At 39.6% G+C, this 23241-nt stretch carries 21 protein-coding genes; 4 read left to right on the top strand and 17 right to left on the bottom strand.

The window, feature by feature from the left end:
* Nucleotides 1-2 precede the first annotated feature (2 nt).
* Together AC3ZVC_RS19225 and asnA are read left to right on the top strand one after the other, a co-directional pair.
* Nucleotides 3-992 carry a TIGR03943 family putative permease subunit gene (locus AC3ZVC_RS19225; RefSeq protein ID WP_490064789.1) on the top strand — a complete coding sequence of 330 codons (990 nt, stop codon included), beginning with the start codon at nt 3-5 and terminating at the stop codon, nt 990-992.
* Between the two features lie 198 nt (nt 993-1190).
* Nucleotides 1191-2201, top strand: coding sequence for an aspartate--ammonia ligase (gene asnA, locus AC3ZVC_RS19230; protein ID WP_490064790.1), 1011 nt, complete (start codon nt 1191-1193; stop codon nt 2199-2201).
* Between the two features lie 60 nt (nt 2202-2261).
* Here asnA and AC3ZVC_RS19235 read toward each other — a convergent pair whose 3' ends face one another.
* The 4 genes from AC3ZVC_RS19235 to AC3ZVC_RS19250 form a co-directional block, all read right to left on the bottom strand.
* Entirely contained in the window at nt 2262-3950 is a 1689-nt protein-coding gene (locus AC3ZVC_RS19235) for a methyl-accepting chemotaxis protein (RefSeq protein WP_490064791.1), read from the bottom strand.
* A 339-nt stretch (nt 3951-4289) separates the two neighbouring features.
* On the bottom strand, nt 4290-5249 hold the full coding sequence (locus tag AC3ZVC_RS19240) for an ArsA family ATPase (protein WP_490068967.1): 960 nt from the start codon (nt 5247-5249) through the stop codon (nt 4290-4292).
* 15 nt (nt 5250-5264) lie between these two features.
* Nucleotides 5265-5528 (bottom strand): cory-CC-star protein, encoded by a 264-nt coding sequence (locus AC3ZVC_RS19245; protein WP_490064792.1) that lies wholly within the window; start codon nt 5526-5528, stop codon nt 5265-5267.
* 56 nt (nt 5529-5584) lie between these two features.
* Nucleotides 5585-7327: a carbon starvation CstA family protein gene (locus tag AC3ZVC_RS19250; RefSeq protein ID WP_490064793.1), complete on the bottom strand. Its 1743-nt coding sequence runs from the start codon at nt 7325-7327 to the stop codon at nt 5585-5587.
* A 155-nt stretch (nt 7328-7482) separates the two neighbouring features.
* Here AC3ZVC_RS19250 and AC3ZVC_RS19255 point away from each other — a divergent pair, with 155 nt between their 5' ends.
* Complete coding sequence (locus AC3ZVC_RS19255) at nt 7483-7872, top strand: hypothetical protein (RefSeq protein WP_490064794.1); 390 nt, start codon at nt 7483-7485, stop codon at nt 7870-7872.
* Between the two features lie 241 nt (nt 7873-8113).
* Here AC3ZVC_RS19255 and AC3ZVC_RS19260 read toward each other — a convergent pair whose 3' ends face one another.
* The 8 genes from AC3ZVC_RS19260 to AC3ZVC_RS19295 all read right to left on the bottom strand — a co-directional run bounded on the left by AC3ZVC_RS19260 (nt 8114) and on the right by AC3ZVC_RS19295 (nt 15860).
* Entirely contained in the window at nt 8114-8425 is a 312-nt protein-coding gene (locus AC3ZVC_RS19260) for a DUF3870 domain-containing protein (RefSeq protein WP_214727073.1), read from the bottom strand.
* A gap of 85 nt (nt 8426-8510) precedes the next feature.
* Nucleotides 8511-9716: an acyl-CoA dehydrogenase family protein gene (locus AC3ZVC_RS19265; RefSeq protein WP_490068968.1), complete on the bottom strand. Its 1206-nt coding sequence runs from the start codon at nt 9714-9716 to the stop codon at nt 8511-8513.
* A gap of 14 nt (nt 9717-9730) precedes the next feature.
* Nucleotides 9731-10918 (bottom strand): CaiB/BaiF CoA transferase family protein, encoded by a 1188-nt coding sequence (locus AC3ZVC_RS19270; RefSeq protein WP_490064795.1) that lies wholly within the window; start codon nt 10916-10918, stop codon nt 9731-9733.
* Nucleotides 10919-11224: 306 nt separating this feature from the next.
* Nucleotides 11225-12253: a VanW family protein gene (locus AC3ZVC_RS19275; RefSeq protein ID WP_490064796.1), complete on the bottom strand. Its 1029-nt coding sequence runs from the start codon at nt 12251-12253 to the stop codon at nt 11225-11227.
* A 168-nt stretch (nt 12254-12421) separates the two neighbouring features.
* Nucleotides 12422-12601: a hypothetical protein gene (locus AC3ZVC_RS19280; protein ID WP_490064797.1), complete on the bottom strand. Its 180-nt coding sequence runs from the start codon at nt 12599-12601 to the stop codon at nt 12422-12424.
* A 24-nt stretch (nt 12602-12625) separates the two neighbouring features.
* Nucleotides 12626-12769 carry a hypothetical protein gene (locus tag AC3ZVC_RS19285; protein WP_490064798.1) on the bottom strand — a complete coding sequence of 48 codons (144 nt, stop codon included), beginning with the start codon at nt 12767-12769 and terminating at the stop codon, nt 12626-12628.
* Between the two features lie 119 nt (nt 12770-12888).
* Nucleotides 12889-14331: an APC family permease gene (locus AC3ZVC_RS19290; protein ID WP_490064799.1), complete on the bottom strand. Its 1443-nt coding sequence runs from the start codon at nt 14329-14331 to the stop codon at nt 12889-12891.
* A gap of 140 nt (nt 14332-14471) precedes the next feature.
* A complete protein-coding gene (locus tag AC3ZVC_RS19295; protein ID WP_490064800.1) occupies nt 14472-15860 on the bottom strand; it encodes an aminotransferase family protein in 1389 nt (462 codons plus the stop codon).
* A 265-nt stretch (nt 15861-16125) separates the two neighbouring features.
* Between AC3ZVC_RS19295 and AC3ZVC_RS19300 the strand changes: the two genes are divergently transcribed.
* A complete protein-coding gene (locus AC3ZVC_RS19300; protein ID WP_490064801.1) occupies nt 16126-17532 on the top strand; it encodes a sigma-54 interaction domain-containing protein in 1407 nt (468 codons plus the stop codon).
* Between the two features lie 80 nt (nt 17533-17612).
* On the opposite strand, the gene AC3ZVC_RS19305 is transcribed toward AC3ZVC_RS19300, so the two are convergent.
* The 5 genes from AC3ZVC_RS19305 to AC3ZVC_RS19325 all read right to left on the bottom strand — a co-directional run bounded on the left by AC3ZVC_RS19305 (nt 17613) and on the right by AC3ZVC_RS19325 (nt 23239).
* Nucleotides 17613-18827, bottom strand: coding sequence for a CaiB/BaiF CoA transferase family protein (locus tag AC3ZVC_RS19305; protein WP_490064802.1), 1215 nt, complete (start codon nt 18825-18827; stop codon nt 17613-17615).
* A gap of 60 nt (nt 18828-18887) precedes the next feature.
* Nucleotides 18888-20057: an acyl-CoA dehydrogenase family protein gene (locus tag AC3ZVC_RS19310; protein WP_490064803.1), complete on the bottom strand. Its 1170-nt coding sequence runs from the start codon at nt 20055-20057 to the stop codon at nt 18888-18890.
* Between the two features lie 111 nt (nt 20058-20168).
* Complete coding sequence (locus tag AC3ZVC_RS19315; RefSeq protein ID WP_490064804.1) at nt 20169-20969, bottom strand: enoyl-CoA hydratase/isomerase family protein; 801 nt, start codon at nt 20967-20969, stop codon at nt 20169-20171.
* Between the two features lie 33 nt (nt 20970-21002).
* Nucleotides 21003-21923 carry a hydroxymethylglutaryl-CoA lyase gene (locus tag AC3ZVC_RS19320; protein ID WP_490064805.1) on the bottom strand — a complete coding sequence of 307 codons (921 nt, stop codon included), beginning with the start codon at nt 21921-21923 and terminating at the stop codon, nt 21003-21005.
* Nucleotides 21924-22372: 449 nt separating this feature from the next.
* Nucleotides 22373-23239 (bottom strand): 2-oxoacid:ferredoxin oxidoreductase subunit beta, encoded by an 867-nt coding sequence (locus AC3ZVC_RS19325; RefSeq protein ID WP_490064806.1) that lies wholly within the window; start codon nt 23237-23239, stop codon nt 22373-22375.
* Nucleotides 23240-23241 lie beyond the last annotated feature (2 nt).

Here is a 23241-nt window from a genome sequence, read left to right on the forward strand (position 1 = left end):
CTATGAAATTTCATTTTCAGCAGGCATTAAGGGCATTAATCCTGTTGGCTTTTTGTGGACTGATTTTTCAACTTCACCATACAGGTGATATAACTAAATACATTAATCCAAAATACACTGGATTAAGCCAATCAGCATCGATTCTCTTTTTAATTTTGTTTTTTATTCAGATTACAAGAATTTGGACTTCAAAAAAAGAAACCGGGAATCATGATCATCATAGCCATTCATGCTGTCACAACAATCATGATCATGATTGCTCTCATGATCATGATCATGGAGATTCTCCGTTTACTGTAAAAAAACTGCTATCTTACTCAATAATTGTTTTTCCGTTAATGACAGGTTTTTTCTTGCCGGCTAAAACGCTCGATGCATCCATTGCTGATAAAAAAGGAGGACTAGCTATACTTGGGAATCAAAATAAAGAGGATGCCGGACAGGAAAATTTTGATAATATAGACGAAAGTTCAGCAGATGATTTTGAAGAATATTCCCTTGAGGATAATTTAGAAGATTTCGAGGAACAAATTGAACAAGACCCATCTGTTTATGAAGGTGAACAGGAGATTTCTAAGGAAGAATTTGAGCAATTAAAAAAGGAGTTAAATTCAAGCTCTGTTATAAAAATGGATGATTTCGTTTTTGGTTTGTACTACGAGGAAATCAGTAAAGATATCAATAAGTTTAAAGGCAGAGAAATTGAATTCCAGGGATTTGTTTATAAAGAAGAGGGATTAGATTCCAATCAGCTGGTCGTTTCAAGGTTTTTGATCACTCATTGCGTGGCGGATGCGAGTATGATTGGTTTTCTTTCAGAATTGGAGGATGCACCGAAACTTTATGATAATATGTGGATTAAAGTAACTGGGGTAATTGATGCCGCAACCTATAATGGAGCAGAACTTCCACTTATTAAAATTAAAAAATGGGAAGAAATTGAGGAACCATTTATACCGTACCTTTACCCTATTAATATCAGGATACTATAAAAAACAACTTCTAAAAGGGACTTTGATTAGAGTCCCTTTTTTCCTTCTTTCAAAAAATAATTTATAATTAGTCAACTATCTGTAAAAATATACATACCTTATTTTTAGTTAATGAATAGGTCTTCACTGCACTTTGATTAACCAGTTCCTTGGACAGTTGGCCAGTTCTGCGGAAAACCTTTTTATATGGAGGTAATAATGGCAAATTCAATTTCCAGACAACATGAGTATCAATCAAAATCAAGTTTTAAAGAGACCCATATTGCAATTAAAAGCTGCAAAGATTATTTTGAAAGCTGCCTGTCAGAAAGCCTTAATTTATTAAAGGTATCAGCCCCCATAATCCTTAAAGAAGGAAAGGGATTAAATGATAATTTAAATGGTGTGGAACGGACTGTTTCTTTTGATGCTATCGATCTCAATGAAAAAATTGAAATCGTTCAATCGCTTGCTAAATGGAAAAGAGTGGCACTAAGCGAATATGGATTTAACATTGGAGAAGGACTTTATACAGATATGCATGCAATCAGGCGGGATGAATCATTAGATTGCCTTCACTCCATTTATGTGGACCAATGGGATTGGGAAAAAGTCATTTCTCTGGAGAAGCGAAACATAAGCACTTTAAAAGCAGAAGTTCAAAAGATATATAATGTCTTAAGAAAAACTGAAAAACATGTCCACCAGCTGTACCCTGAACTAAAACCCATGCTTCCTGAAAAGATTTTTTTCATTAGGTCAGAGGAGCTCGAATACTTGTATCCAGATAAGGATCCAAAAGAAAGAGAGGATATCATTGCAAAAAAATATGGCGCTGTCTTCATCATGCAAATTGGAGGCCCGATGCCTTCGGGGAAAAGCCATGACAGACGCTCTCCCGATTATGATGACTGGACATTAAATGGAGATATCATCCTATGGTACCCCTTATTAAATAGAGCAATAGAGTTGTCTTCAATGGGAATTAGGGTAGATAGAAGAGCCCTTTTAAAACAGCTAAGAATATCCAAAGATGAGCACCGCAAAACCCTTGACTACCACCAGGCTATTCTTAATGGAGATTTACCTCATACAATTGGCGGCGGAATTGGCCAATCCCGCCTCTGTATGTTCCTGCTGAAAAAAGCTCATATTGGGGAGGTCCATGCTTCCGTTTGGAACGAGACCATCATGAAAGAATGCAAGAAAAGGAATATATCACTTTTATAAGAAGAAAAAGGGCTTTCCTTTTATAGGAGTGCCCTTTTCATACATTCACATATTTTAGCATTACAATTTGAAGCGAGAAACAACTACTTGCAGTTCTTCGGCAAGTCTTGCCAGCGAATCAGCAGATGAAGAGACTTCTTCCATTGTGGCAAGCTGCTCTTCTGTTGCTGCGGATGTCTCCTGTGAGGCAGCTGCATTCTTTTCAGAAATATCTTTTACATTAGTAATGACTTCCATAATTTGGCCGCTCAATGCGGATAGTTCTCCAACAGATGATGACACTTCCTCTACCTTACTAGATACATCACCCATTGATTGGGCAATTTCTGCAAAGGCATCACTAGCTTCACTTGTATCTTCCAGCCCTTCCTTCACCTGTTCATTGCCTGTATTCATTGCTTGAACTGCCTGCCTGGTTTCCTCCTGGATCAACCCAATCATTTCCTGAATTTGATCAGCAGATTGCTTCGAACCTACAGCAAGTTTCCGGACTTCATCAGCCACGACAGAAAAGCCTCTTCCATGCTCTCCTGCTCTGGCTGCTTCAATAGCAGCATTGAGAGCAAGCAGATTTGTCTGCTCAGCAATATTAGTAATGAACTCTACAATATTGCTGATTTCTTTGGACCGGGTTTCAAGTGTATGAATATACTGAGTGGCGGTTCCCACAGAAGTATTTATTTCATTCATCTGCCTTACTACATTATCAACTGACTTTGTCCCTTTTTTTGTAAGCTGCTCTGTTTTTTCTGCTGCTTCAAGCATCAGCTCACTGCTGGAGGATATTTGCTGGATACCTAATGCTATTTCCTCTACAGTCCCAGAAACCTCGCGGAAACGGTGAAGCTGCTGTTCAGTACCCAGGGCATTATTTTGCGAAATTTGAGCTACCTGTTCTGATGCAAGTGAACTTTGCTCAGCGCTGGCAGCCAGCTCTTCGCTGCTTGTAGCCACTTGTGCAGACGTATCTCTAACCTGGCTGACCACAGACCGCAAATCCTTTACCATTTTATTTAAGGATAAAATAAATTCCCCAATCTCATCGCGGTTTTTCACTTTTATATCTTCCTGGCTTAAATCTCCGCTTGCCACCTTATCAATTGTTATAGCGGCCAAGTTAATCGGACGGGAAATCATCCTGCTGATATAATAAGCGATAAGCATCGCCACAACAATTGCTGCAAGCGTAATTGCCAATACAAAAACCTGAACAGATTTAACATAGTCGGTTGTCTCAGCTATGCCTGCATTTAACTGTGATTCATAAAATTTTACAAGTTCATCCGCTTTTTGATTAAATTCCTGGCTTACTTGCTTGTCAGAAGTTTCAACTAATGACATATAGGCATTATTATCTTCCAATTTAAATTTAATTTCTTTATCAATAATGCTTTGGTAACGATTATGGAGAACTTCAAGCTCTTTAGACAGTTCTTTCTCCTCGTTTTGATCCGTTACTTTATGTAATTGTTCAATATGATGTTCCATTCTTTTTCGGGCGCTTTCATAATCACTAAGATAAGTAGAATCCCCTGTCAATAAATAACCTCGAATTCCTCCTGCTTCATTCATCAGCTCAGCCTTTAAAGTCTTAACAAGAATAACTTCAGAGACATTCCCATCTATTAGTTTATTATAATTTCGATTAACGTTTCCAAGTTCGTAGTTAGAAAGGCCGGCCACTAATCCAAATAAAAAAAGGACTGATAAAAACCCTAGAAACAGCTTTTTTGCCACGGTAAATTTCATTAATCATCCTCATTTCCTGCTGTGATAGGAGTTTATACTTATAATTTAACATGAACACTCCTGGTAAGTCAGGTGCTTTTTACCTATTAAATCAATTATTTACAGAAAATTCTTCCCTTTTCGCTAATCTTCTCATTTTAGAACATAGAAAAAGCCGTTAATCCTGTTCACAGATTAACGGCAACTATGCAGACCAAAGATCTTTAGGGAGGAGATCTTCTATATTAATTAGTGTATTAATTATTATTGAAATGGTGTGGACAAACCCCTCCGCTATTTTCTTATTTTTGATGCTTACCAGTGAAAAGTACACCACAGAATAAAAGAGCACTATTATTTTTAACTTTGCTGTTCCCTTCCTGCTAATAGGCAAGACTCCAAATTGGCTGTGAATGCCTCTAAATCTTCAAAGCTTGAAATATCTCTATCCAATAATGGCAGCATTAATATTTTTTTATTGGCAAATACATCTTGAATCTCATTTAGGTATACTTTTTCATTTTCCCGACGTTTCTCCATAAATTGCCCTTCTGCCTTGTCTGGTATGGTTTTATTCACCACCACAGTGTGTACATGTATTTTATGCTGATAAAGTGTATCTATCGCCTTTTTCGTCTCTACAATAGGGAGCCGTTCAGCATTCAATACAAATAAATATTCTGTTTGATCGTGATTAAGCAGGTAATCCCGTACCTTTATAAATCTATTTTTCCGCTTTTTTAATTTTTCATAGATTGGATCTTCAACTGGTTCACCGTCATTCATCCATTCTGCGTAATTCTTGTTTATTTTTTTCCGCCGATCCAATAGCCCGTCCATCCAGACTCCCATTAGCTCAGGAAGAGTCAGCAAGCGAATTGTATGGCCAGTTGGAGCCGTATCAAACACAATGCTGTCATATTGATGAATCGTTTCCAGAATAAGAGAAGTAATCCGGTCAAACAAAGCAGCTTCCTCCGCCCCTGGAGATGCAGCAGCAAGGTCTATTTGTCTATGGACTTCATCCAGCATGGTCGATTTGACAAGTCCTTTGATATTATCTTTTACTCCATTGATATAACGGGATGTTTCTTTCTCTGAGTTAATTTCAAGAACATCCAGACCGGACCGGACAGATGTAATTTCTCCATCCATATCGATATGAAATAAATCTCCCGTATTATGTGCAGGATCAGTCGAAACCAGGAGGATCTTTTTTCCTTGCTTGGATAGCAGCAGTGCAAGTGCTGCAGAGGTTGTGCTTTTTCCGACTCCTCCTTTACCGCCGACAAAATATATTTTCTTATCTAAAAGATCCAACATTTATTCCCCTTTCTAACAGCAGCGGATTCCATCAAGCGGCGACTTTTCCATGCCCATTCGCAAATGCCAGTCGTGGAATCTCTCGATAATCATTGGGTACAGCTCCAATGTGTAGTAAAACGCCGGGTTTGGAAGCCCGAGCATTTCAGAAAAACATAGAAGCATAAAAAGATCCTCCTCATCTCTCAATTCTCTGGCCAGTTCAGTCCTGTGCGGCTGTTTGAGGATTTCATCATAAAGGGCAATCGCTCTTTTCATCTTTTCCATTAGGCTCATGCTGCTGCTCCTTTCAAAATGACAATAGAGACCGGGTCACCCCGGCCTCCATAACTTTACATGTCCTGTGTCCAAGTTGGTGTATGATCTTTATTGAATGCGCTGAAGGCTTCTACAATGATCCAGAATACAAAGATTAGAATCATGCCGCCAAGAATGAAAAGCAGCATGTTGGCATCTGATGAACCGTAGCCAGACCACTGGAATACAACTTGCTGAATCATAGCCCAGACTGTCATGAAGAATACGAATACCATCGGGATAAAAGTAACTAGGTAGTTTCGTCCTTGCCGCTTCAGCCAGATGGAAATCAGCAATAAGCTGATGCCGGCAAGAAGCTGGTTGCTTGTGCCAAACAGCGGCCATAATAAATATCCGCCTGAGCCGAACCCATTAGGACCTTTTGGCAGCAGAACCAGTGCGGCACTGGAAGCCACAGCAATAGTTGTCGCCACATGGGTTTTTGTTAATGGCTTTAAATTGTATTCGCTCCCAATTTCAGCAATGATATAGCGCATCAAACGAACAGATGTATCAAGTGTTGTAGCTGCGAACGATACAACGATAACCGATACAATGGTACTGGCAATGTCAGCAGGTATCCAAACCCCGGTTGCTAATTGGGCAGCCCCTTGAATGAAGACTCCTAAACCGCCGGAACTTGCTGCAGCAAAGCTCGAGTATGTGGATAAAAATTCACCCTGAGAAGAAAAGAACGTAACAACCGCAATAATTGCAATTAAAGCAAGAACACCTTCCCCTACTGCGCCAAGATATCCGACAAACCGGGCATCTGTCTCTTTATCAAGCTGCTTGGAGGATGTTCCAGAAGAAACGAGGCCGTGGAAACCGGAAATTGCACCGCAAGCAATTGTTATAAATAATAATGGAAACCATGAAACATCTGATGCAGCTGCATTTGTGGCCGGTGCTGTTACCTTCGGCTGCAGAAACACCAATCCAAGGTAAAGAATCAGCAAACCGACAACGAGCTGGTGGGAATTAATATAATCACGAGGCTGCAAAAGCTTCCATACCGGCAATGTCGATGCAATATAACAATAAACCATTAAAACAATGATCCAGATGAAGAAAGCCATCGCTACACCATTCAACCCAAACAAAACATTGCTTTCGGGACCGCCAAAATAACTGACCAAATCAATTTGCAAGGCAGGAACACGGCTAGCCAAAACAGCTGTACCATACATGACTGCCAATGCAATTAGAGATGGAACCAGCATGCTTGCTTTCCGCTTATAAACGGCATATCCAATCCAGATGGCCAGTGGAATTTGGATGAAGACAGGCAGCACGCTTGCCGGAAACTTGACAAATAAATTGGAAATAACCCATGCAAAAACAGCGTTTACCATAAGTACAAGGACTAAAATAATGAATAAGAACAACATCTTCGCGCGCTTACCAATTAGCCTATTAGTAATCGTACCAACCGATTGGCCTTTATTGCGCACCGATAATACCAAAGTGCCAAAATCATGGACACCGGCAGCAAACACCGTTCCTAAAATAACCCAAAGGAACGCAGGCAGCCATCCCCAATATACCGCAATCGCCGGGCCGACGATCGGCGCAGCACCTGCTACCGAGGTGAAATGATGCCCCCAAAGAATCTTTTTATTGGTCGGGACAAAATCGACCCCATCCTTAAATTGATGAGCAGGTGTTACATAGTTCGGATCAAGCCTGTAAATCTTTTCAGCCACCCATTTTGAATAAAAACGGTAGCCGATGGCAAAAACAGTCATTCCTATGACAGCCAGCCAAATTGAATTCATACGTAAATCCCTCCTTTTTATGACCTGATATTACAATCTTATGATAAAAAAAGGATTTCTATTAGTCAATAAATTCAGAATTTTAATTCTCTGTCGTTAATAAAAACTAATACGATTGGGAAGAATAATAACAAAAAAGATTGGGGGATATCTTTATGGATAAAAAAATTATTAACTTAAAAACTTCTGTCTCTCAAGAAAAAATTAACGAACTTACAGAAGGAATAACATTCACTAAAAACTTCCGTTCAGCCACTGCAGAAGAATGGTACCTCTTTCTTCCAGGCTTTCAAGATCCCCGTACAAAAGGAGCTGCCGGAAAAGCTATTATTCATTACAATCTTTATGGTACAAAGGAAATATTTATCAATACAACAATCATTTATGACCATCCATCCCTTCATAAGCCTGAAATGAAGCATCTTGTCCTGGCCTTTTCAGAAGAAGTTATCAATAGGCTCGTAGGATACGCGGATACACTCCTATCTGTCCATGCCGGAGAAAATTCATATGACACGGAATATTTGGATGGGGCGGATTATTAATGGTTGAACATTTGTTTACATAATAAAATTATGGTGAAATCCAACTGCTCAATATGAGATACCTTTCACACTCTTTATACACCATAAGAAAGGATCTTTTTTCATAGAATGTTGTTTTAGCTTATGGATGATCCGTTGCTATCCGCTGCAATCAACTCAATTGGTTAAATTTTGTCTATTCAATGTTTTTATATTTAGATTAAAAAGACCTAACCTCATGATAAGGTCAGGTCTTTACCTATTATTTACTTGAAACCAACTCAAATTGAAGATAGACATCTTTTAGTGCCGCCTGAATTGCCTGTCCGGCTTTCCCCCGGTAATGGCGCTGAACTTTTTCAATTAGTTCCTCAACCCCATCACCCAAACAATAACCTCTCAAGAGCTGGCGGATATACTCCCTTCCATGCTCGGTTGCGAGTGTACATGATGAATCGACTATCACCCCATATTTAAAGTCCAATTCCAAAGTGATCGTAATGGAATCGTATAGATTTCTTGCAGCCATACCTTGTGGCAGTTTGGCATGCCCAGCTATAAAGTATGTGTTCATTCTATCTTTCTCCTTTTTGTCACTCAAAGGTAAATGGGGTGATGTGCCGACTATATTGAATGCACCCGTTTAACAACCGTTTGTTTTAATGGACAGACACTTCTTCAAAAGGCCAAGCAGGCAATTGCTTTCGAAGCGGCTTATCCTCCCTGTAACCCAGAGCGTATTCTCCTTGCATAATGGTGTGAATTTCTCTTGTGCCTTCATATATTACTGGAGCCTTGGAGTTTCTTAGAAAACGCTCTACTGGGTATTCATCAGAATAACCATATGCTCCGTGGATTTGTACTGCATCATTGGCGGCTTCAAAGGCTGCATTGCATGAAATCCACTTAGCAAGGGAAGTTTCCTTTGTATTCCTTTTACCCTGGTTCTTTAGCCACCCTGCCTTAAAAACAAGCAATCTTGATATCTCTAAATTCGCACTCATATTAGCAATCATTTGCTGAACCAATTGATGTTTTCCAATCTCTTTGCCAAAGGTTTTGCGTTCGTGGCAATATTTTAGGCTTGCTTCCAGACTTGCTTGGATTAATCCAACAGCACCAGCTGCAACTGTAAATCTTCCATTATCCAGTGCAGACATGGCAATCTTAAATCCTTCCCCTTCTTCACCAAGCCTATTTGATACCGGCACTCTGACATCTGATAAAAATACTTCACCAGTGTTTCCAGCGCGAATTCCCAGCTTGCCTTTAATTGCCTTTGATTCAACTCCAGGAAAATTACGTTCAACAATAAAGGCAGTAATCCCCTTGTGGCCTACATCGTGCTCCGTTTTAGCAAAGATGAGAAAGTTATCTGCTACATCACAAAGTGAAATCCAGGTTTTTGATCCATTTAAAATGTATGAATCTCCATCCCGGATAGCTGTAGAATTCATGGCAGCAACATCTGATCCTGCATTAGGTTCAGTTAATCCAAATGCCCCAATTTGTTCTCCCTGTGCTTGAGGTACTAAATATTTTTGTTTCTGTTCTTCTGATCCCCACTGCAGCAAAGTCATACTATTTAAGCCAGTATGGACAGAAACCGCTGTACGGTATGCAGTATCTCCCCGCTCTAATTCTTCACATACAATAGCCAGTGTATTGTAGTCCATCCCTACACCGCCGTATTCCTCAGGGATACAAACTCCCATTAATTGAAGCTCCGCTAACTTCTTTAAAATAGAAGGTTCAAAATGGCCTTGGCGGTCCCACTCTTGTATATTTGGTATAATTTCCTTGTCCACAAACTTTCTTACTAGCTTTTTTACACTCTGCTGTTCTTCAGTTAATTCGAAATTCATCATATTAATTCCTCCTAAATAATTTTATTTTGTTTAAAATTATTGATCTCGTCCGGCTGGTACCCGATTTGCTCCAAAATAGTTTCAGTATGCTCTCCATACATCGGCGGGTGGTGCCTCATCTTTACTGGTGTTTTAGTAAGTTTAATAGGAGATCCTGCTAATTTAAGATTCTCTATAACAGGATGTTCCATCTTAACAATCATTTCTCTTGCTTTAATTTGTGGATCATCAAACATTTCTTTAATTGTATTAATAGGACCATTAGGAATCCCAGCTGCATCCAAAATCTCTTTCCATTCTTTTTTTGTTTTTTTATAGAGCAGCTCTTCACAAATAGGAATCAGTTTTGCCTTATTCTCCAATCGGTTCTCATTATGAATGAACTCATCCATATCAGCTAAATCCGGTCTGCCAAGAGCAGCTGTAAATCTTTTAAACTGTTCATCATTCCCAACTGCTACAACCAATTCACCATCCATAGCAGAAAACACCTGGTATGGAACAATATTTGGGTGCTGGTTTCCTAAACGTCCGGGTGTAATCCCGCTGCATAAATAATTGCTCGCCACATTTATTAAAGATGAAACCTGGCAATCCATTAACGAAATATCAATCTCTTGCCCTTCTCCTGTCTGAGTGCGATGATGCAACGCTGATAAGATCCCTATACATGTATAGAGCCCAGTAAGTACATCTGCAATGGCTACACCTACCTTCATTGGACTTCCATCTGGTTCCCCTGTAATACTCATAAGGCCGCTCATTGCCTGAATAATATAATCATAGCCAGGCAGGTCCTTATAAGGACCGGTTGAACCAAATCCGGTAATGGAAGCCATAATGAGAGCTGGGTTCACCTCTTTTAGACTTTCGTATCCCAGGCCCATTTTTTCCAGAGTTCCTGCTTTAAAGTTTTGAACTACAATATCACTTGTGGAGACAAGCCTCCGAAAAATTTCTTTTCCCTCTTCTGATTTTAGATTCAACGTGATGCTTTGCTTATTGCGATTCGCGCATAAATAATAAGCGCTTTCTCCATTTACAAACGGCGGACCCCAACCCCGTGTTTCATCTCCTGATTTATAATGTTCTATTTTTATAACTTCTGCTCCCAGATCACCAAGAATCATAGAGCAAAAAGGGCCGGCCAAAACCCGGGAGACATCAATAATCCGGATACCCTCCAGCGCACTGCTCATACTTTCACCTCTTTCGTACATTTAATAAACAAAAAGAGCCAGCAAAACATACAATGTCTTTAAACATTGAACGCTTCACTGACTCTTATCCATGGCTCGTCTTCCGGCAAGGAAGATCGAGTGAACACAGCCAATTTAAAATATTCATTTCTAACTCAAATTCAAGCCGTACATGCAGCAAGGAAATTGCTGTCATCGGTCTGTTGAAACAATTATATTATATTTAATTGAATATTTCAATAATTATTTTATGAGTACCAGGTACCTATACCAATTGGCTTAACTGGTATAGGTGCCTGGTACCGGTTAAATTGCTTTTTTCAACATTCCCTCATACTGTTTCGAGGTTCTAAGTTCAATCGTTAATACACCATTCCCAAATTTGGCTTTTACCAGGAGCGGTACATCTGTTGTGTTTTCAAATCTGAAGTCTTTGCCTCCGTAGGAAACAGTTGCATCCCGCCCTTTGGGAACATAGCCTACGGTTACAGAATGATGGTGCTTTTCCACATAACTGACTCCAACTTTATCAACGGCATTGAATAAAGTTGAGGATGTCTGGCAGATTCCGCCGCCAATACCCATAACAAGCTTCCCATTAATCGCTTCTTCTGCTGGCTGATATCCGTGGGCTTCGTCACTTGGCCCAACTGTTGTATTAAATGAAAAATGATCCCCGACACCAAGAATAATATTATTGATTGCTTCTGCAGAAAGCTCGATGTTCTTCGTTCTGCCTGCCACTCCACTATTGAAATGGGTCGTATAAGATGCAACTACAACCTCATCCAGTCCTGGGAGATCTTCAGGATTATATCCGCTTTCTGTTACATAGAGCGGTAGTTCGACATCTCCCCCGCTCACCGAGGATTCAAGGATTTTCTCAACTAATTCACTTTCTTCCAGAATGATCTCGGGCTGACCCTTTATGACCTTTCCATCTGGTCCTATTTTATCGAGAATCATCCTTTGATCGTAGCCTTGCTTTGTATCCGTTCCCCTAGCAGTTTCTCTTGCCCACTTCTCAAGCTCTGCCTTATATTTCTCATCTTCTGATCCAAATCCCATCTCAGCTGGTTTAAAGGTTCTAAGAATGGCTTTTGTATTTGGGTTGATTACATTTACAACAACTGGCTTTGCTTCTTTCTCCTTTTTCTCTTCTTTAGCTTGCTCTTCTAACTTAGCTTCTTCCCTGGCTTTTTCTTCTTCCTTCGCATTCTCTTCAGCTGCTTTTTCCCCTGTTTTTTTATCAACTGAAGTTTCTTCCGCACACCCAGCTAACCCTATTAAACTACCAATCAACAATAGTGAAATTCCCCATTTTCGCTTACTCATTTCTCCCCCAGCTTTTCTTTATATTCTTCCTCTACCTCTTTTTTAGGAAGTCGTTTCCATTTTCTTATTCTATTCAAGGCGGGGAAAAGGTATTCCTGCATAACAGCTGCTCAGTTTGTACCTTTTTTCCTAAATTTAAAAGCGCCTGCATTTATGCAGACGCCTTGATTATAATCCTCCACAGCCAGATGAATTTTCCGGCTGATTTTCAGTATGGCTGACTTCGTCTTTTGACACAGACTCCAACCCATACCCTGTTGAACTGATTTCCAGTATTCCTTCTGCTGGCTCACTTTTGAACGCTTTATCCTTGCTATCCAAATTGACTTTATCATTATCCCTTTTCATAAACAACCTCCAAAATTTCTTTTCCTACCCTTTCATTCCATGAAGCCATTCCTGGTAGCAATCTTTACAAAGAACTTCCTCCCTTTCATTATTAGCCACATCAAACGTAATCATATGCATTTTGTTTCCTTCAATCTCATCAGTGCAATAAAAACACTTTTCACCCATGATGTCCCCTCCATTGTTGAAAGTGTTTTTATTTTGAAACGCCGGCTGCCTTTTTATACGCAAAAAAGTACCAGGTACCTATACCAGTTGGCTTAAGTGGTATAGGTACCTGGTACCCGCTAGCTGCTTTTTTCCTTTATATCAGGTTGGCCGTCGTACTTTATGACCCGGGCTATTTCTTCATTCATGTGTTTATTCGAGTATTCAGTTCCGTATTTTGACATTGAGATTTTATAAAAAACAAATCCAAGGACTACCCAGGCAAATACGATTACCCATTCGTATGGCCAAATAAGTGCTGAAGGCATGCCTGGCATATAAAGAATACTCACGCCCAAAGACATAATAGCCGCTATCCATCCAATTGATGTACCGCCTTGAAGACGAAATGGCCGATGCATATCAGGAGCTTTTTTACGTAAAATCACAAAGGAAAGCGCTACCATAAACCATGCTACAACTAACCCAAGTCCGCCTGCATCTACTAACCAAACTAACGCAGGTCTTCCCAGTAATGGAGCAGCTGTTGATAATACAGCAATTAATAAAATTGCTTTATGAGGGGTATTATATTTAGGATGGAGTTCACCTAAAGATTTCGGCAGCATGCCTGCCCGTGCAAGGGCATAAATGGCTCTGCTTCCGCCAACATAAAATCCAATCCAGCTTGTTAAAATCCCGCCAATCCCTCCGAGAACAAGTATATTGCCCATCATTTGACTATTGAAAGCTTTTGCCATTGCGTCAGCTGTTACAAGATTGGATTCAGCAATTTCAGAAGGACTTAACACCCGGGAGACACCGAAAATTACTGCAATATACCATACGATTGCAAGAATGACGGACACGATTAACAATTTCCCAATTTGCTTTTGTGGAAGCTTAATCTCTTCTGCTGCCTGTGGGATAACATCAAACCCAACAAACATAAAAGGAGTCATAATGACAACTGTTAAAATACCCGCCATTCCTTTTTCAAAGAAAGGCTGCATATTTTGCCCGTTTCCAGAGAAAGAGCTGCCAGTTATTAATAATACACCAGCTATAAGAATTAATAATGTCAATATAAACATAGCAGCAGTAGAAAACTTGATACCCCGATAATTAATCCACGCAATAAAGATTGAACCTATAATACCTACACCTGCCCATGTGAGCGTTACATCCCAATCTGCTATTGTGTATAAGTAGCCTTTACTATAATTAGGAATTAAATACTCAAATACAGTCGGCAAAGCCACAGCTTCAAATGCTACTACAGAGACATAGCCTAAAATTATTGCCCATGTTGTGATAAAACTGGCGACTCTCCCCATGGCTTTAAAACTATATACATGCTCCCCTCCGGCCAAGGGAAGAGCCGATGCCAATTCTGCATATGTTAGTCCAACAAAAGTAACAAGCAAGCCACCTATAACAAAGGCAAGAATGGCACCAAGTGAACCTGCTTCAGTAATCCATAGTCCCGCTGTAACAACCCAGCCCCAGCCAATCATAGCCCCAAAAGCAAGTGCAAGGACATCCCGATTCCCAAGTGTTTTTATAAATCTGCTTTCACTCATTCATTTACCTCCACTCATTTTTAGATGAAAAAAGTTTGAGAGTAAGTACGATAAATCTAAATATAGTAAATATTCTGATATTAATGCTGATTACAGTGCCTACTCAGATGAATAGGCACTTTTTTCTTAGTAATAAACCCTTACACACTCTGTAATCTTAAACTTTTTTCAACAGCTTGAATCGCGTCTGAAAAGATCGATATCACTTTATCAATTTCTTCTTTCGTAATGATAAGCGGTGGTGATAGTGCAATTATATTTGTTCCGCCAAACGTAACAGATCGCACTATCAGTCCTCGGGAAAGACATTCTTCAACTAGCTTCTGTGCAGCCATATTCTCCGGTGCAAATGGAATCTCCTGCTCCCTATCCTCAAATAATTCAAAAGCCCCAATCAAACCTCTTGCCCGGGATTTTGTTACGGATTTATGCTTCTCTGTCAAATAGTCAAATCCTTTAATTAGTTCTTTCTCCATCTTGCTTGCATGGGCTGTCAGATTTTCCTTTTCAATAATTTCGATATTTCTCAATGCAACTGCACAAGCAGTCGGATGGCCGCTATAAGTGAATCCATGGAACAAAACATCATCTGATACTTCTGCGAGGCTGTCTCTTAATCGTTCAGTAATGGCAACCGCACCCAGTGGAATATAACCACTTGTAATTCCCTTTGCCATACACATGACATCAGGTACCACATTCCAATGGTCTACACCGAACATTTTTCCTGTTCGTCCAAAACCGCAGATAACTTCATCAGCTATCATTAAGATTCCGTATTGATCACAAAGCTCACGAACAGCTTCTAAATAACCATTCGGAGGAATTATAACCCCCCCTGCCCCCTGTATCGGCTCAACGATTACAGCAGCAATCTTTTCGGGACCTTCATTTTCAATAATCCCTCTTATGCTTCTTGAATAATCCGGATCATTCTTATCTCCTAATTCACAATTCGTTTTGTGAGCTGCCGCATGAAGAAAATCTGGAGCAAGTGAGGTTGTCATGTTCTGAAATTGCTGAATTCCAGTTGCACTTGTCGCCCCCATTGTAATTCCATGATAGGCACGCTCTAATCCGATAATCTTCTTTCTTTCCGGCTCTCCCTTCAACTTCCAATAGTGTCTTATAAGCTTAAATGCGGTATCATTTGATTCGGATCCGCCGGAAGTAAAGAAAAACACATTCAAGTCACCAGGTGTTAGGCTTGCCAGCTTCTCAGACAGCTGAATAACCGTATCGTGTGAAAGATTATTGAAAGATGAACTATATGCAAGCTTGCCCATCTGTTGGCTGGCAGCCTCGCCAAGTTCTTTCCTTCCATGCCCTACATTGACATTCCACAAGGATGCCAGTGCATCAATATAGCGATCTCCATTTACATCTGTTAAATAAATCCCCTTCCCCTCAGTAAAAATTCGTTTCGGGCCGGTTTCCTGGTGTTGTCTTAATGAAGATGTTGGGTGCAAAAAATGCTTTTTATCCAACTCTTGGAGTTTCTTGATTTGATCTTTATTAAACGTCGACATAAAGATTACCTCCTTTTAATAGATGATTAATATAAAAGTCCTTAAAAAAGTATTCTGCAAGTTCTATGCCAAAAATAGATTTGTTCATTAGATAAAGAATCAATGATGCTTTAAATTCACTTTTGATGATTCCATGCATTACAAATAATGCACCCACGCATTATCATATTTATTATTCTAAATATTATGAATTGTTGCTATCTGCTTATTATGCTATTATTTCATTAACAGTTATTAGAACTTCATTAAAAATGGAGGTGAATAGATGGAAGCAAGCGAGATTACACTTTACAAGACTTTAAATCATGAATTAGAAACGATTATTAATACCTGTTTTGACGAGATTTTCGTGACTGATGGCAATGGAAAAGTACTGCGTGTCAATCCGGCTGGTGAAGTATTTTATGGCATGAAAGCAAAGGAAATAGTAGGAAAAAACACTGAAGAGCTTGCCAGAAAGGGACTGTTTTCACCTTCGCTATTTCCTATTGTAAAAGAACGGAAAGAAAGGGTGTCCATGATTCAAAGAACAAGAACTGGCCATACAATCCATTGTATTGGCAACCCATCCCTTGATGCTAAAGGAAATATTGACTTCATTATCTTTACTTCCAGAGACCTCACAGAAATCAGACAGCTTCGTGATAAGATTGTGAGGACCGAACATTTATTAGAGAGTTTCCAAGAAGAACTCGAAGAACTGCGGAGATTTCAAAATAAAGACCAGGAGGAATTTATCTCTTTTTCACCCAATATGCGTAAAATCGTTAAAATGGTAGATAAAATTGCTAAGGTAGATTCCACTGTTCTTGTTACAGGAAAATCTGGTGTTGGAAAAGGTGTAATTGTATCTTTAATACATAAAAAAAGCAATAGAAGTAAGCAGCCGTTTATCCATGTTAATTGTGGTGCAATACCAGAGTCTCTCATTGAATCCGAACTTTTTGGATACGAGTCCGGCGCTTTTACAGGAGCAAATAAAGAAGGGAAAAAGGGATTATTTGAAGAGGCTGATGGAGGCACTATATTTTTGGACGAGATTGGTGAAATGCCGCTTAACCTGCAAGTTAAACTTTTGAAAGCTCTTCAAGATAATGTAATTCAGCGGCTTGGAGGTTCCAAACCAATACATATCAATACAAGAATTATAGCTGCAACTAATAAGAACTTAGAATCAATGGTGGAGGAAGGGACATTTAGAGAAGATTTATACTACAGATTGAATGTCATACCCATTTACATTCCTCCATTAAGAACAAGGCAAGAGGATATTTCCTATTTAATGGATTATTTTTTAGAAAAATTTAATAAAAAATACGGCTCATCTACCTACCTTTCTTTGGAAGCAGAGAATCAATTAATTAACTACAATTGGCCAGGTAATGTAAGAGAATTGGAAAACCTGATGGAGCGCCTGGTCGTTACAGCTGATAAAAATGAAATCCAAATGATAGACTTGCCGCAAAAGATCATAACCTCCAGAAATGAAGACTCACATTATCTTGTCCAAATCAATGACATATGCCCATTAAAACAAGCACATGAAGAATTGGAAGAACAATTAATCATTAAGGCTTATAAAAAATATAAAAGCTCCTATAAAGTTGGTGAGGTACTGGGAATAAATCAATCTACTGCTTTCAGAAAGATTCAAAAGTATATTAAGGATTAATGAGGCACAGCGTTAGATATATCAAAATCTCCCGGCTTTATAGCCGTGAGATTTTGATAGTTACATATAAGTCTATTAAGTCAGCGAGATTCTGCTTTTTCTTCTGAAGTTTGGATCGTTTTATCTTTAAGCAGTTCCTTAATCTTCGCCTCTTCATAGCCAAGTTTTCCTAAAATGTCTATCGTATCCTCCCCAAGCTTAGGCGGAGCTTGATTAATCTCTGCAGAAGAATTACTTAACTCGAAAGGCAGCCGCGGCAGCTTGAAGTCTTTGATACTAGAATGCGGGACATTCTTCCACATATTAATTGCTTCTGCTTGCTCATCCTCCACAACTTCTGAAATCTTTTTCACCTTTGAACTTGGTACTCCAGCCGCTGCCAAAAGTCTAACCCATTCATCAGCAGGCTTGGATTGAAGAATATTTTCAATAGCCACTCTTAAATTCTCACGGTTTTCAACTCGTTTGGGGTTAGTTTCATATCGCGGATCTGTAACCCATTCCTCTTTCCCAAGCACAGTGCATAAGCGCCTGAATAAGGAATTATTCGATATTCCAATCATAACAGGTGCATCGCTGGCATAAAAAGCCCCGTATGGTGCAAAGGCAGTATGGCCGGCACCATTTTTCTTAGGTTCCTGTCCGGTTGCAAGCCAGGATAGCATATGGTAGCCCACCCAAAACACACCTGTTTCGTAAAGTGAAGTTGTGACCAATTGACCCTCACCTGTTTTTTCTTTATGAAGGAGTGCAGAGATAATCCCAATTGCTCCCCACATCGCACTTCCCTGGTCAAGAACTGAAACTGGTACCCTCGCAATCTCTGATCCTTCTGCTCCATTAATGCCAATAATGCCTGAATCTGCTTGGGCGATTGCATCATACCCTGATCTTTCACGCAAAGGTCCCTCTTGTCCATAGGCAGACAAGGAGCAATAAACAAGTGAAGGATTAATTTCTTTTAATTTCTCATATCCCAGTCCCATTTTTTCCGCTTTTTTATAACGGAAATTCTCAACAAATACATCTGCTTTTCCAACCAGATCATAAACAATTTTTCTGCCTTTCTCCTGCTTCAGATCTATAACAATAGAATTTTTATTTCGATTAATATGGAGAAAATATACGCCTTCTCCTTCCCAAAAGGGACCCATCCCCCTTGAGTCGTCTCCAGTAACCGGCCTTTCAATTTTAATGATTTCAGCACCTAAATCAGCGAGAATCATAGTTAAACTAGGGCCGGAAATATTTGTAGTTACATCTACAACTGTTATACCTGTTAACGGTCCTGCCATTCTGGCTCCCCCTTTTTTAAGGAGAGGGCCCTTCAATTAAGGCCCTCATGTCTGAATTGATTAATAAGAACGTGGCAAACCAAGAACATGCTGTCCTACAAAGCTCACAACCAAATTATTTGAAATAGGCGCTACGATAAACAATCTTGCTTCCCTAAACTTCCTTTCAATATTGTATTCTTTCGCAAAACCATATCCGCCATATGTGTCCATGGCTGCATTTGCGGCACGCCAAGTAGCTTCAGAGGCAAGGTACTTTGCCATATTCGCTTCTGCACCGCACTCGACTCCTTCATCAAACATTTCAGCAGCTTTGTCCCTCATTAATTTTGCAGCCTGGATATCCATGTAACCTCTTGAAATCGGAAATTGAACACCTTGGTTTTGCCCGATTGGCCTATTAAAAACAACACGTTCATTGGCATATTGAACAGATTTATCAACGAAATACATGCCATCCCCAATTGATTCAGAAGCTATTAAAATACGTTCTGCATTCATGCCTCCCAATACATAACGGAATCCCTTGCCTTCTTCGCCAATTAAGTTCTCAACGGGAATTTCGGCCCCTTCAAAAAAGACTTCAGTGGTCGCATGATTGATCATGGTATCAATTGGGCGAATATCTATCTTATCTGCCTGTTCCTTCATATCAAGGATAAAGAGGCTTAAACCGTCCGTTTTCTTTTGCACCTGGTCTTTCGGTGTTGTTCTCGCCAAAAGCATCATTAAATCTGAATGCTCGGCACGGGAGGTCCAAATCTTTTGGCCATGTACGATATATTTGTCTCCCTTTCTCTCAGCAAATGTTTGAATGCTTGTGGTATCACTTCCAGCTGTTGGTTCAGTAATACCAAAAGCCTGAAGCCTCAATTCACCGCTTGCAATTTTGGGAAGAAATCTTTGTTTCTGCTCCTCGTTTCCGTGACGGAGCAATGCCCCCATCGTATACATTTGTGCATGGCATGCACCTGCATTTCCGCCAGAACGATTGATCTCCTCCAAAATGATTCCTGCTTCTTTCATTCCCAGGCCTGCTCCGCCATATTCTTCAGGAATGAGAACAGACAGCCAGCCCTCATCCGTTAGGGCCTTTACAAAAGCGGTCGGATAGGCATCTCTCTCATCAGTATCTCTCCAATATTCCTCAGGAAAGCGCTCACATAAAGTGCGAACGCTTTTTCGGATCATTTCGTGTTCAGTATTTTCCATTGTTTTTGTATTTGTCATTTTAACTACCTCCAAATGATATTATTTTTAAAAATTAGCTCTATTAAACTTCCAGTTGAATTCGGCTCCAATTACAAAGTCCTTAAATCAGCTTATGGTAAAAAGTTTTCTTTACTTCCCTTTCCATTCCGGTGGACGTTTTTCATTAAATGCATAGATGCCTTCCAAACGATCTTCAGAGTTTGCACATTTATAGTAAGCTTCCAGCTCGAGCACAAGCCCAGTTGCTAAATCTGTTTCCGTTCCTTTATTGACAGCTTTCTTTAAAGCTTTAAGGGAAAGTGGCGCATTCGCAGCGATGCTCTCTGCAAGTTTAACCGTTTCCTCTATCAGCGTTTCAGCTGAAAAAACATGATTGATCAATGCTAATTGCTTCCCTTCTTCAGCAGTAATACGTTTGCCTGTGAAAAGCATTTCCTTTGCCAACCCTATTGGGAGGATACGGGCTAGCAGCTGGGTACCGCCGATTCCGGGTATAAGGCCTAATTTTACTTCTGGTAGTCCCATCCCTGCCTGTGGTGCAGCTGTTCTAATATCACAGCTAAGCGCTATTTCCATTCCGCCTCCCAATGCATAGCCATTTACAGCGCCAATTACCGGATAAGGAAATTCACGGATTTTTTCAGTCACTTGTTCAAAATAATCATGCTGTTTTTTCCAATCCTTTTGCGACATTCCATTCCGCTCTTTTAGGTCAGCGCCAACACAAAAGCTCTTTGTGCCAGCACCTGTAATAATTAAAACCCTGACTTTTTCATCATATTTTAATTCATCCAGAGCTTCTATTAATTCCAATGCCATTTTTGTATTCAAGGCGTTCATGGAATCAGGCCGGTTTAAAGTCAATAAAACAATGCCCTGCTGCTGATCGGGGTTTTCAATTTTTATCGTTTCATAGGTTTGCACTAACATCCAACTCATCCCTTCAATAAATTAGTATGAATTTTAACTTGGCACCGGATATTTTCGGGAGCTCTTTCCTGCCTTCGCAACTTGCCCCGGTAAATCATGGCCAAGTATTTCTTTCAATCTATGAGAGGCCTGTATTAATGTATCCAGGTCAATGGATGTTTTAACACCCATCTCCTCCAGCATGTGTACAACATCTTCTGTACTAACATTTCCTGTTGCACCAGGAGCAAATGGGCAGCCGCCAATTCCGCCAATGGATGCATCATACATAGTAATTCCGGCTTCCATTCCGGCCAGAACATTCGCAAGCCCCATGCCCCTTGTATTATGAAAATGGCAGCCAAATTCAAAGTTTCTCCATTCATTTACAACTTCTTTTGTTAATTCATAAACCTGCTTGGGATTAGCCATACCAGTTGTATCTGCAAGTGTAATTCGTTTGATGTTATGTAAAAGGAGGGTGTCTAATATATTCATGATGCGTTTCTGGGGGACCGTTCCTTCAAATGGGCAGCCAAATGAAGTGGCAACTGTAACGTTTAAGGCGATAGCATTCTCAGATGCAAATTGGGACAAAACCTTAAAGCCATTCAGTGATTCTTCTGTTGTTTGGCGTACATTTTGCTGATTATGCGTATTACTCGCCGATAAAACATAATTAACAGACTTCACACCATTCTCTTTTGCAATTTCAAGTCCCTTTAAATTCGGGACAAGTGCAACAAGCTCTATCTCTTCATATTGTTGAATATAGGAATAAAAATCCGAAGTGTTCGCCATTTGCGGCACTAACTTTGGATGAACAAAAGAACCAAATTCAACTTCGGACACATTTGCTTCCCGAAATAAAGTAAAGATATCCAGTTTCTCTTCAACTGTTAAGACCTTTGACTCAAGCTGAAGCCCATCCCGGAGACCGACTTCATAAATCGTTACTTCATTTACTAGCTTCATAGCATTATTCCCCCATAAATTTGTTGGAAATATCTTAGCTTTATATAAATAGGATACTGTATCCAATCTACAAATTCAATTACTTTTACGAATATTCTAAAGATTTTTTAATATTAATTCCTATTTCTTTATAAATGCTCTTAACATTTACTCTTTATTAAAGGCTGTTTTTGGAAACTTTGTTGCTTTTTAAACAAGTAAATAGGAGTGGTTGATTTCCGCTGCAGGCATTCCCTTTCTGGGGAGGTCCGACGCTACTCGCCGCTTTGCTCCTGCGGGGTATCCTTTGATCCAAACTCCAGCAGGACCTTGAATGAGTATCTCTGTGTAAACACCCACGAAGGAAATACGGTAGCGGGGTAACAGAGCCATTAAGATAAAAAAAAGAGTCATGAAGACCCTTTCAATTTGTTACCAAATATTTGATGTGTTATCTTCAATTGATAATATTACATATATCTTCTCAATAAATTGTGAACATCATTTTTGTTAACCGATAAATTTTGGTCAATTAAACTCGATTTGCCTGAATTCCCTGGTAGTGACTCAGTAAATTCTTTTCGCTCCTTCCGGTAAATGACACCCGTAATAAACCCATTTGTTTGCTCAACTTTTTCAAAAGCCAAACTTCGGATTGACACATCGTAGTCATTTTCATTGTCTAAATTTATTAAATTCTGTTTAAACCAGTCATACGTAAATACTTTATTAAATGTTACGCAAGGACTAAAAATATTGATGAAAGAAAAACCTTTATGCTGAATGCCTTGTTCAATTAATGAGGTTATTTGTTTCAAATTTCCTGAGAACCCTTGTGCAATAAAACTAGCATTTGAGGAAAGGGCTACATGTATTGGAGAAACTGGACTTTCCGGATTTCCCTCTGGAGTAGACTTTGTTAAGAAGCCCTTAGGGCTTGTAGGTGACATTTGTCCTTTGGTAAGTCCATAAATTTGGTTATCCATTACAATATAAGTTATATCGATGTTTCGACGGGCTGCGTGAACAAAATGATTAAGTCCAATTCCAAATCCGTCTCCATCTCCTCCTGCACAGACAACTGTTAAATTCTTATTAGCTAATTTCACACCCTGAGCCAGTCCTAATGCACGTCCGTGCATAGAATGCATTCCATAAACATTTAAGTAGCCTGATATTCTTCCAGAACAGCCAATACCGGATTGAAGGACAAAATTTTCAGGCTCAATTTTCAAGTTGACTGCTGCCCTTTGAATTGCTGCTAAGACGGAAAAGTCTCCACAGCCAGGACACCAATTAGGCTTAATATCTACTCGATAATCTTTTAGAGTTGTCATTT

The sequence above is a fragment of the Cytobacillus sp. C11.1 genome (assembly GCF_058145115.1).

Excerpts from the sequence above, each read along its gene's own strand:
- AC3ZVC_RS19225 (WP_490064789.1), top strand. The coding sequence starts at position 3 with ATGAAATTTCATTTTCAGCAGGCATTAAGGGCATTAATCCTGTTGGCT.
- asnA (WP_490064790.1), top strand. The coding sequence starts at position 1,191 with ATGGCAAATTCAATTTCCAGACAACATGAGTATCAATCAAAATCAAGT.
- AC3ZVC_RS19235 (WP_490064791.1), bottom strand. The coding sequence starts at position 3,950 with ATGAAATTTACCGTGGCAAAAAAGCTGTTTCTAGGGTTTTTATCAGTC.
- AC3ZVC_RS19245 (WP_490064792.1), bottom strand. The coding sequence starts at position 5,528 with ATGAGCCTAATGGAAAAGATGAAAAGAGCGATTGCCCTTTATGATGAA.
- AC3ZVC_RS19250 (WP_490064793.1), bottom strand. The coding sequence starts at position 7,327 with ATGAATTCAATTTGGCTGGCTGTCATAGGAATGACTGTTTTTGCCATC.
- AC3ZVC_RS19255 (WP_490064794.1), top strand. The coding sequence starts at position 7,483 with ATGGATAAAAAAATTATTAACTTAAAAACTTCTGTCTCTCAAGAAAAA.
- AC3ZVC_RS19260 (WP_214727073.1), bottom strand. The coding sequence starts at position 8,425 with ATGAACACATACTTTATAGCTGGGCATGCCAAACTGCCACAAGGTATG.
- AC3ZVC_RS19265 (WP_490068968.1), bottom strand. The coding sequence starts at position 9,716 with ATGAATTTCGAATTAACTGAAGAACAGCAGAGTGTAAAAAAGCTAGTA.
- AC3ZVC_RS19270 (WP_490064795.1), bottom strand. The coding sequence starts at position 10,918 with ATGAGCAGTGCGCTGGAGGGTATCCGGATTATTGATGTCTCCCGGGTT.
- AC3ZVC_RS19275 (WP_490064796.1), bottom strand. The coding sequence starts at position 12,253 with ATGAGTAAGCGAAAATGGGGAATTTCACTATTGTTGATTGGTAGTTTA.
- AC3ZVC_RS19280 (WP_490064797.1), bottom strand. The coding sequence starts at position 12,601 with ATGAAAAGGGATAATGATAAAGTCAATTTGGATAGCAAGGATAAAGCG.
- AC3ZVC_RS19285 (WP_490064798.1), bottom strand. The coding sequence starts at position 12,769 with ATGGGTGAAAAGTGTTTTTATTGCACTGATGAGATTGAAGGAAACAAA.
- AC3ZVC_RS19290 (WP_490064799.1), bottom strand. The coding sequence starts at position 14,331 with ATGAGTGAAAGCAGATTTATAAAAACACTTGGGAATCGGGATGTCCTT.
- AC3ZVC_RS19295 (WP_490064800.1), bottom strand. The coding sequence starts at position 15,860 with ATGTCGACGTTTAATAAAGATCAAATCAAGAAACTCCAAGAGTTGGAT.
- AC3ZVC_RS19300 (WP_490064801.1), top strand. The coding sequence starts at position 16,126 with ATGGAAGCAAGCGAGATTACACTTTACAAGACTTTAAATCATGAATTA.
- AC3ZVC_RS19305 (WP_490064802.1), bottom strand. The coding sequence starts at position 18,827 with ATGGCAGGACCGTTAACAGGTATAACAGTTGTAGATGTAACTACAAAT.
- AC3ZVC_RS19310 (WP_490064803.1), bottom strand. The coding sequence starts at position 20,057 with ATGACAAATACAAAAACAATGGAAAATACTGAACACGAAATGATCCGA.
- AC3ZVC_RS19315 (WP_490064804.1), bottom strand. The coding sequence starts at position 20,969 with ATGTTAGTGCAAACCTATGAAACGATAAAAATTGAAAACCCCGATCAG.
- AC3ZVC_RS19320 (WP_490064805.1), bottom strand. The coding sequence starts at position 21,923 with ATGAAGCTAGTAAATGAAGTAACGATTTATGAAGTCGGTCTCCGGGAT.
- AC3ZVC_RS19325 (WP_490064806.1), bottom strand. The coding sequence starts at position 23,239 with ATGACAACTCTAAAAGATTATCGAGTAGATATTAAGCCTAATTGGTGT.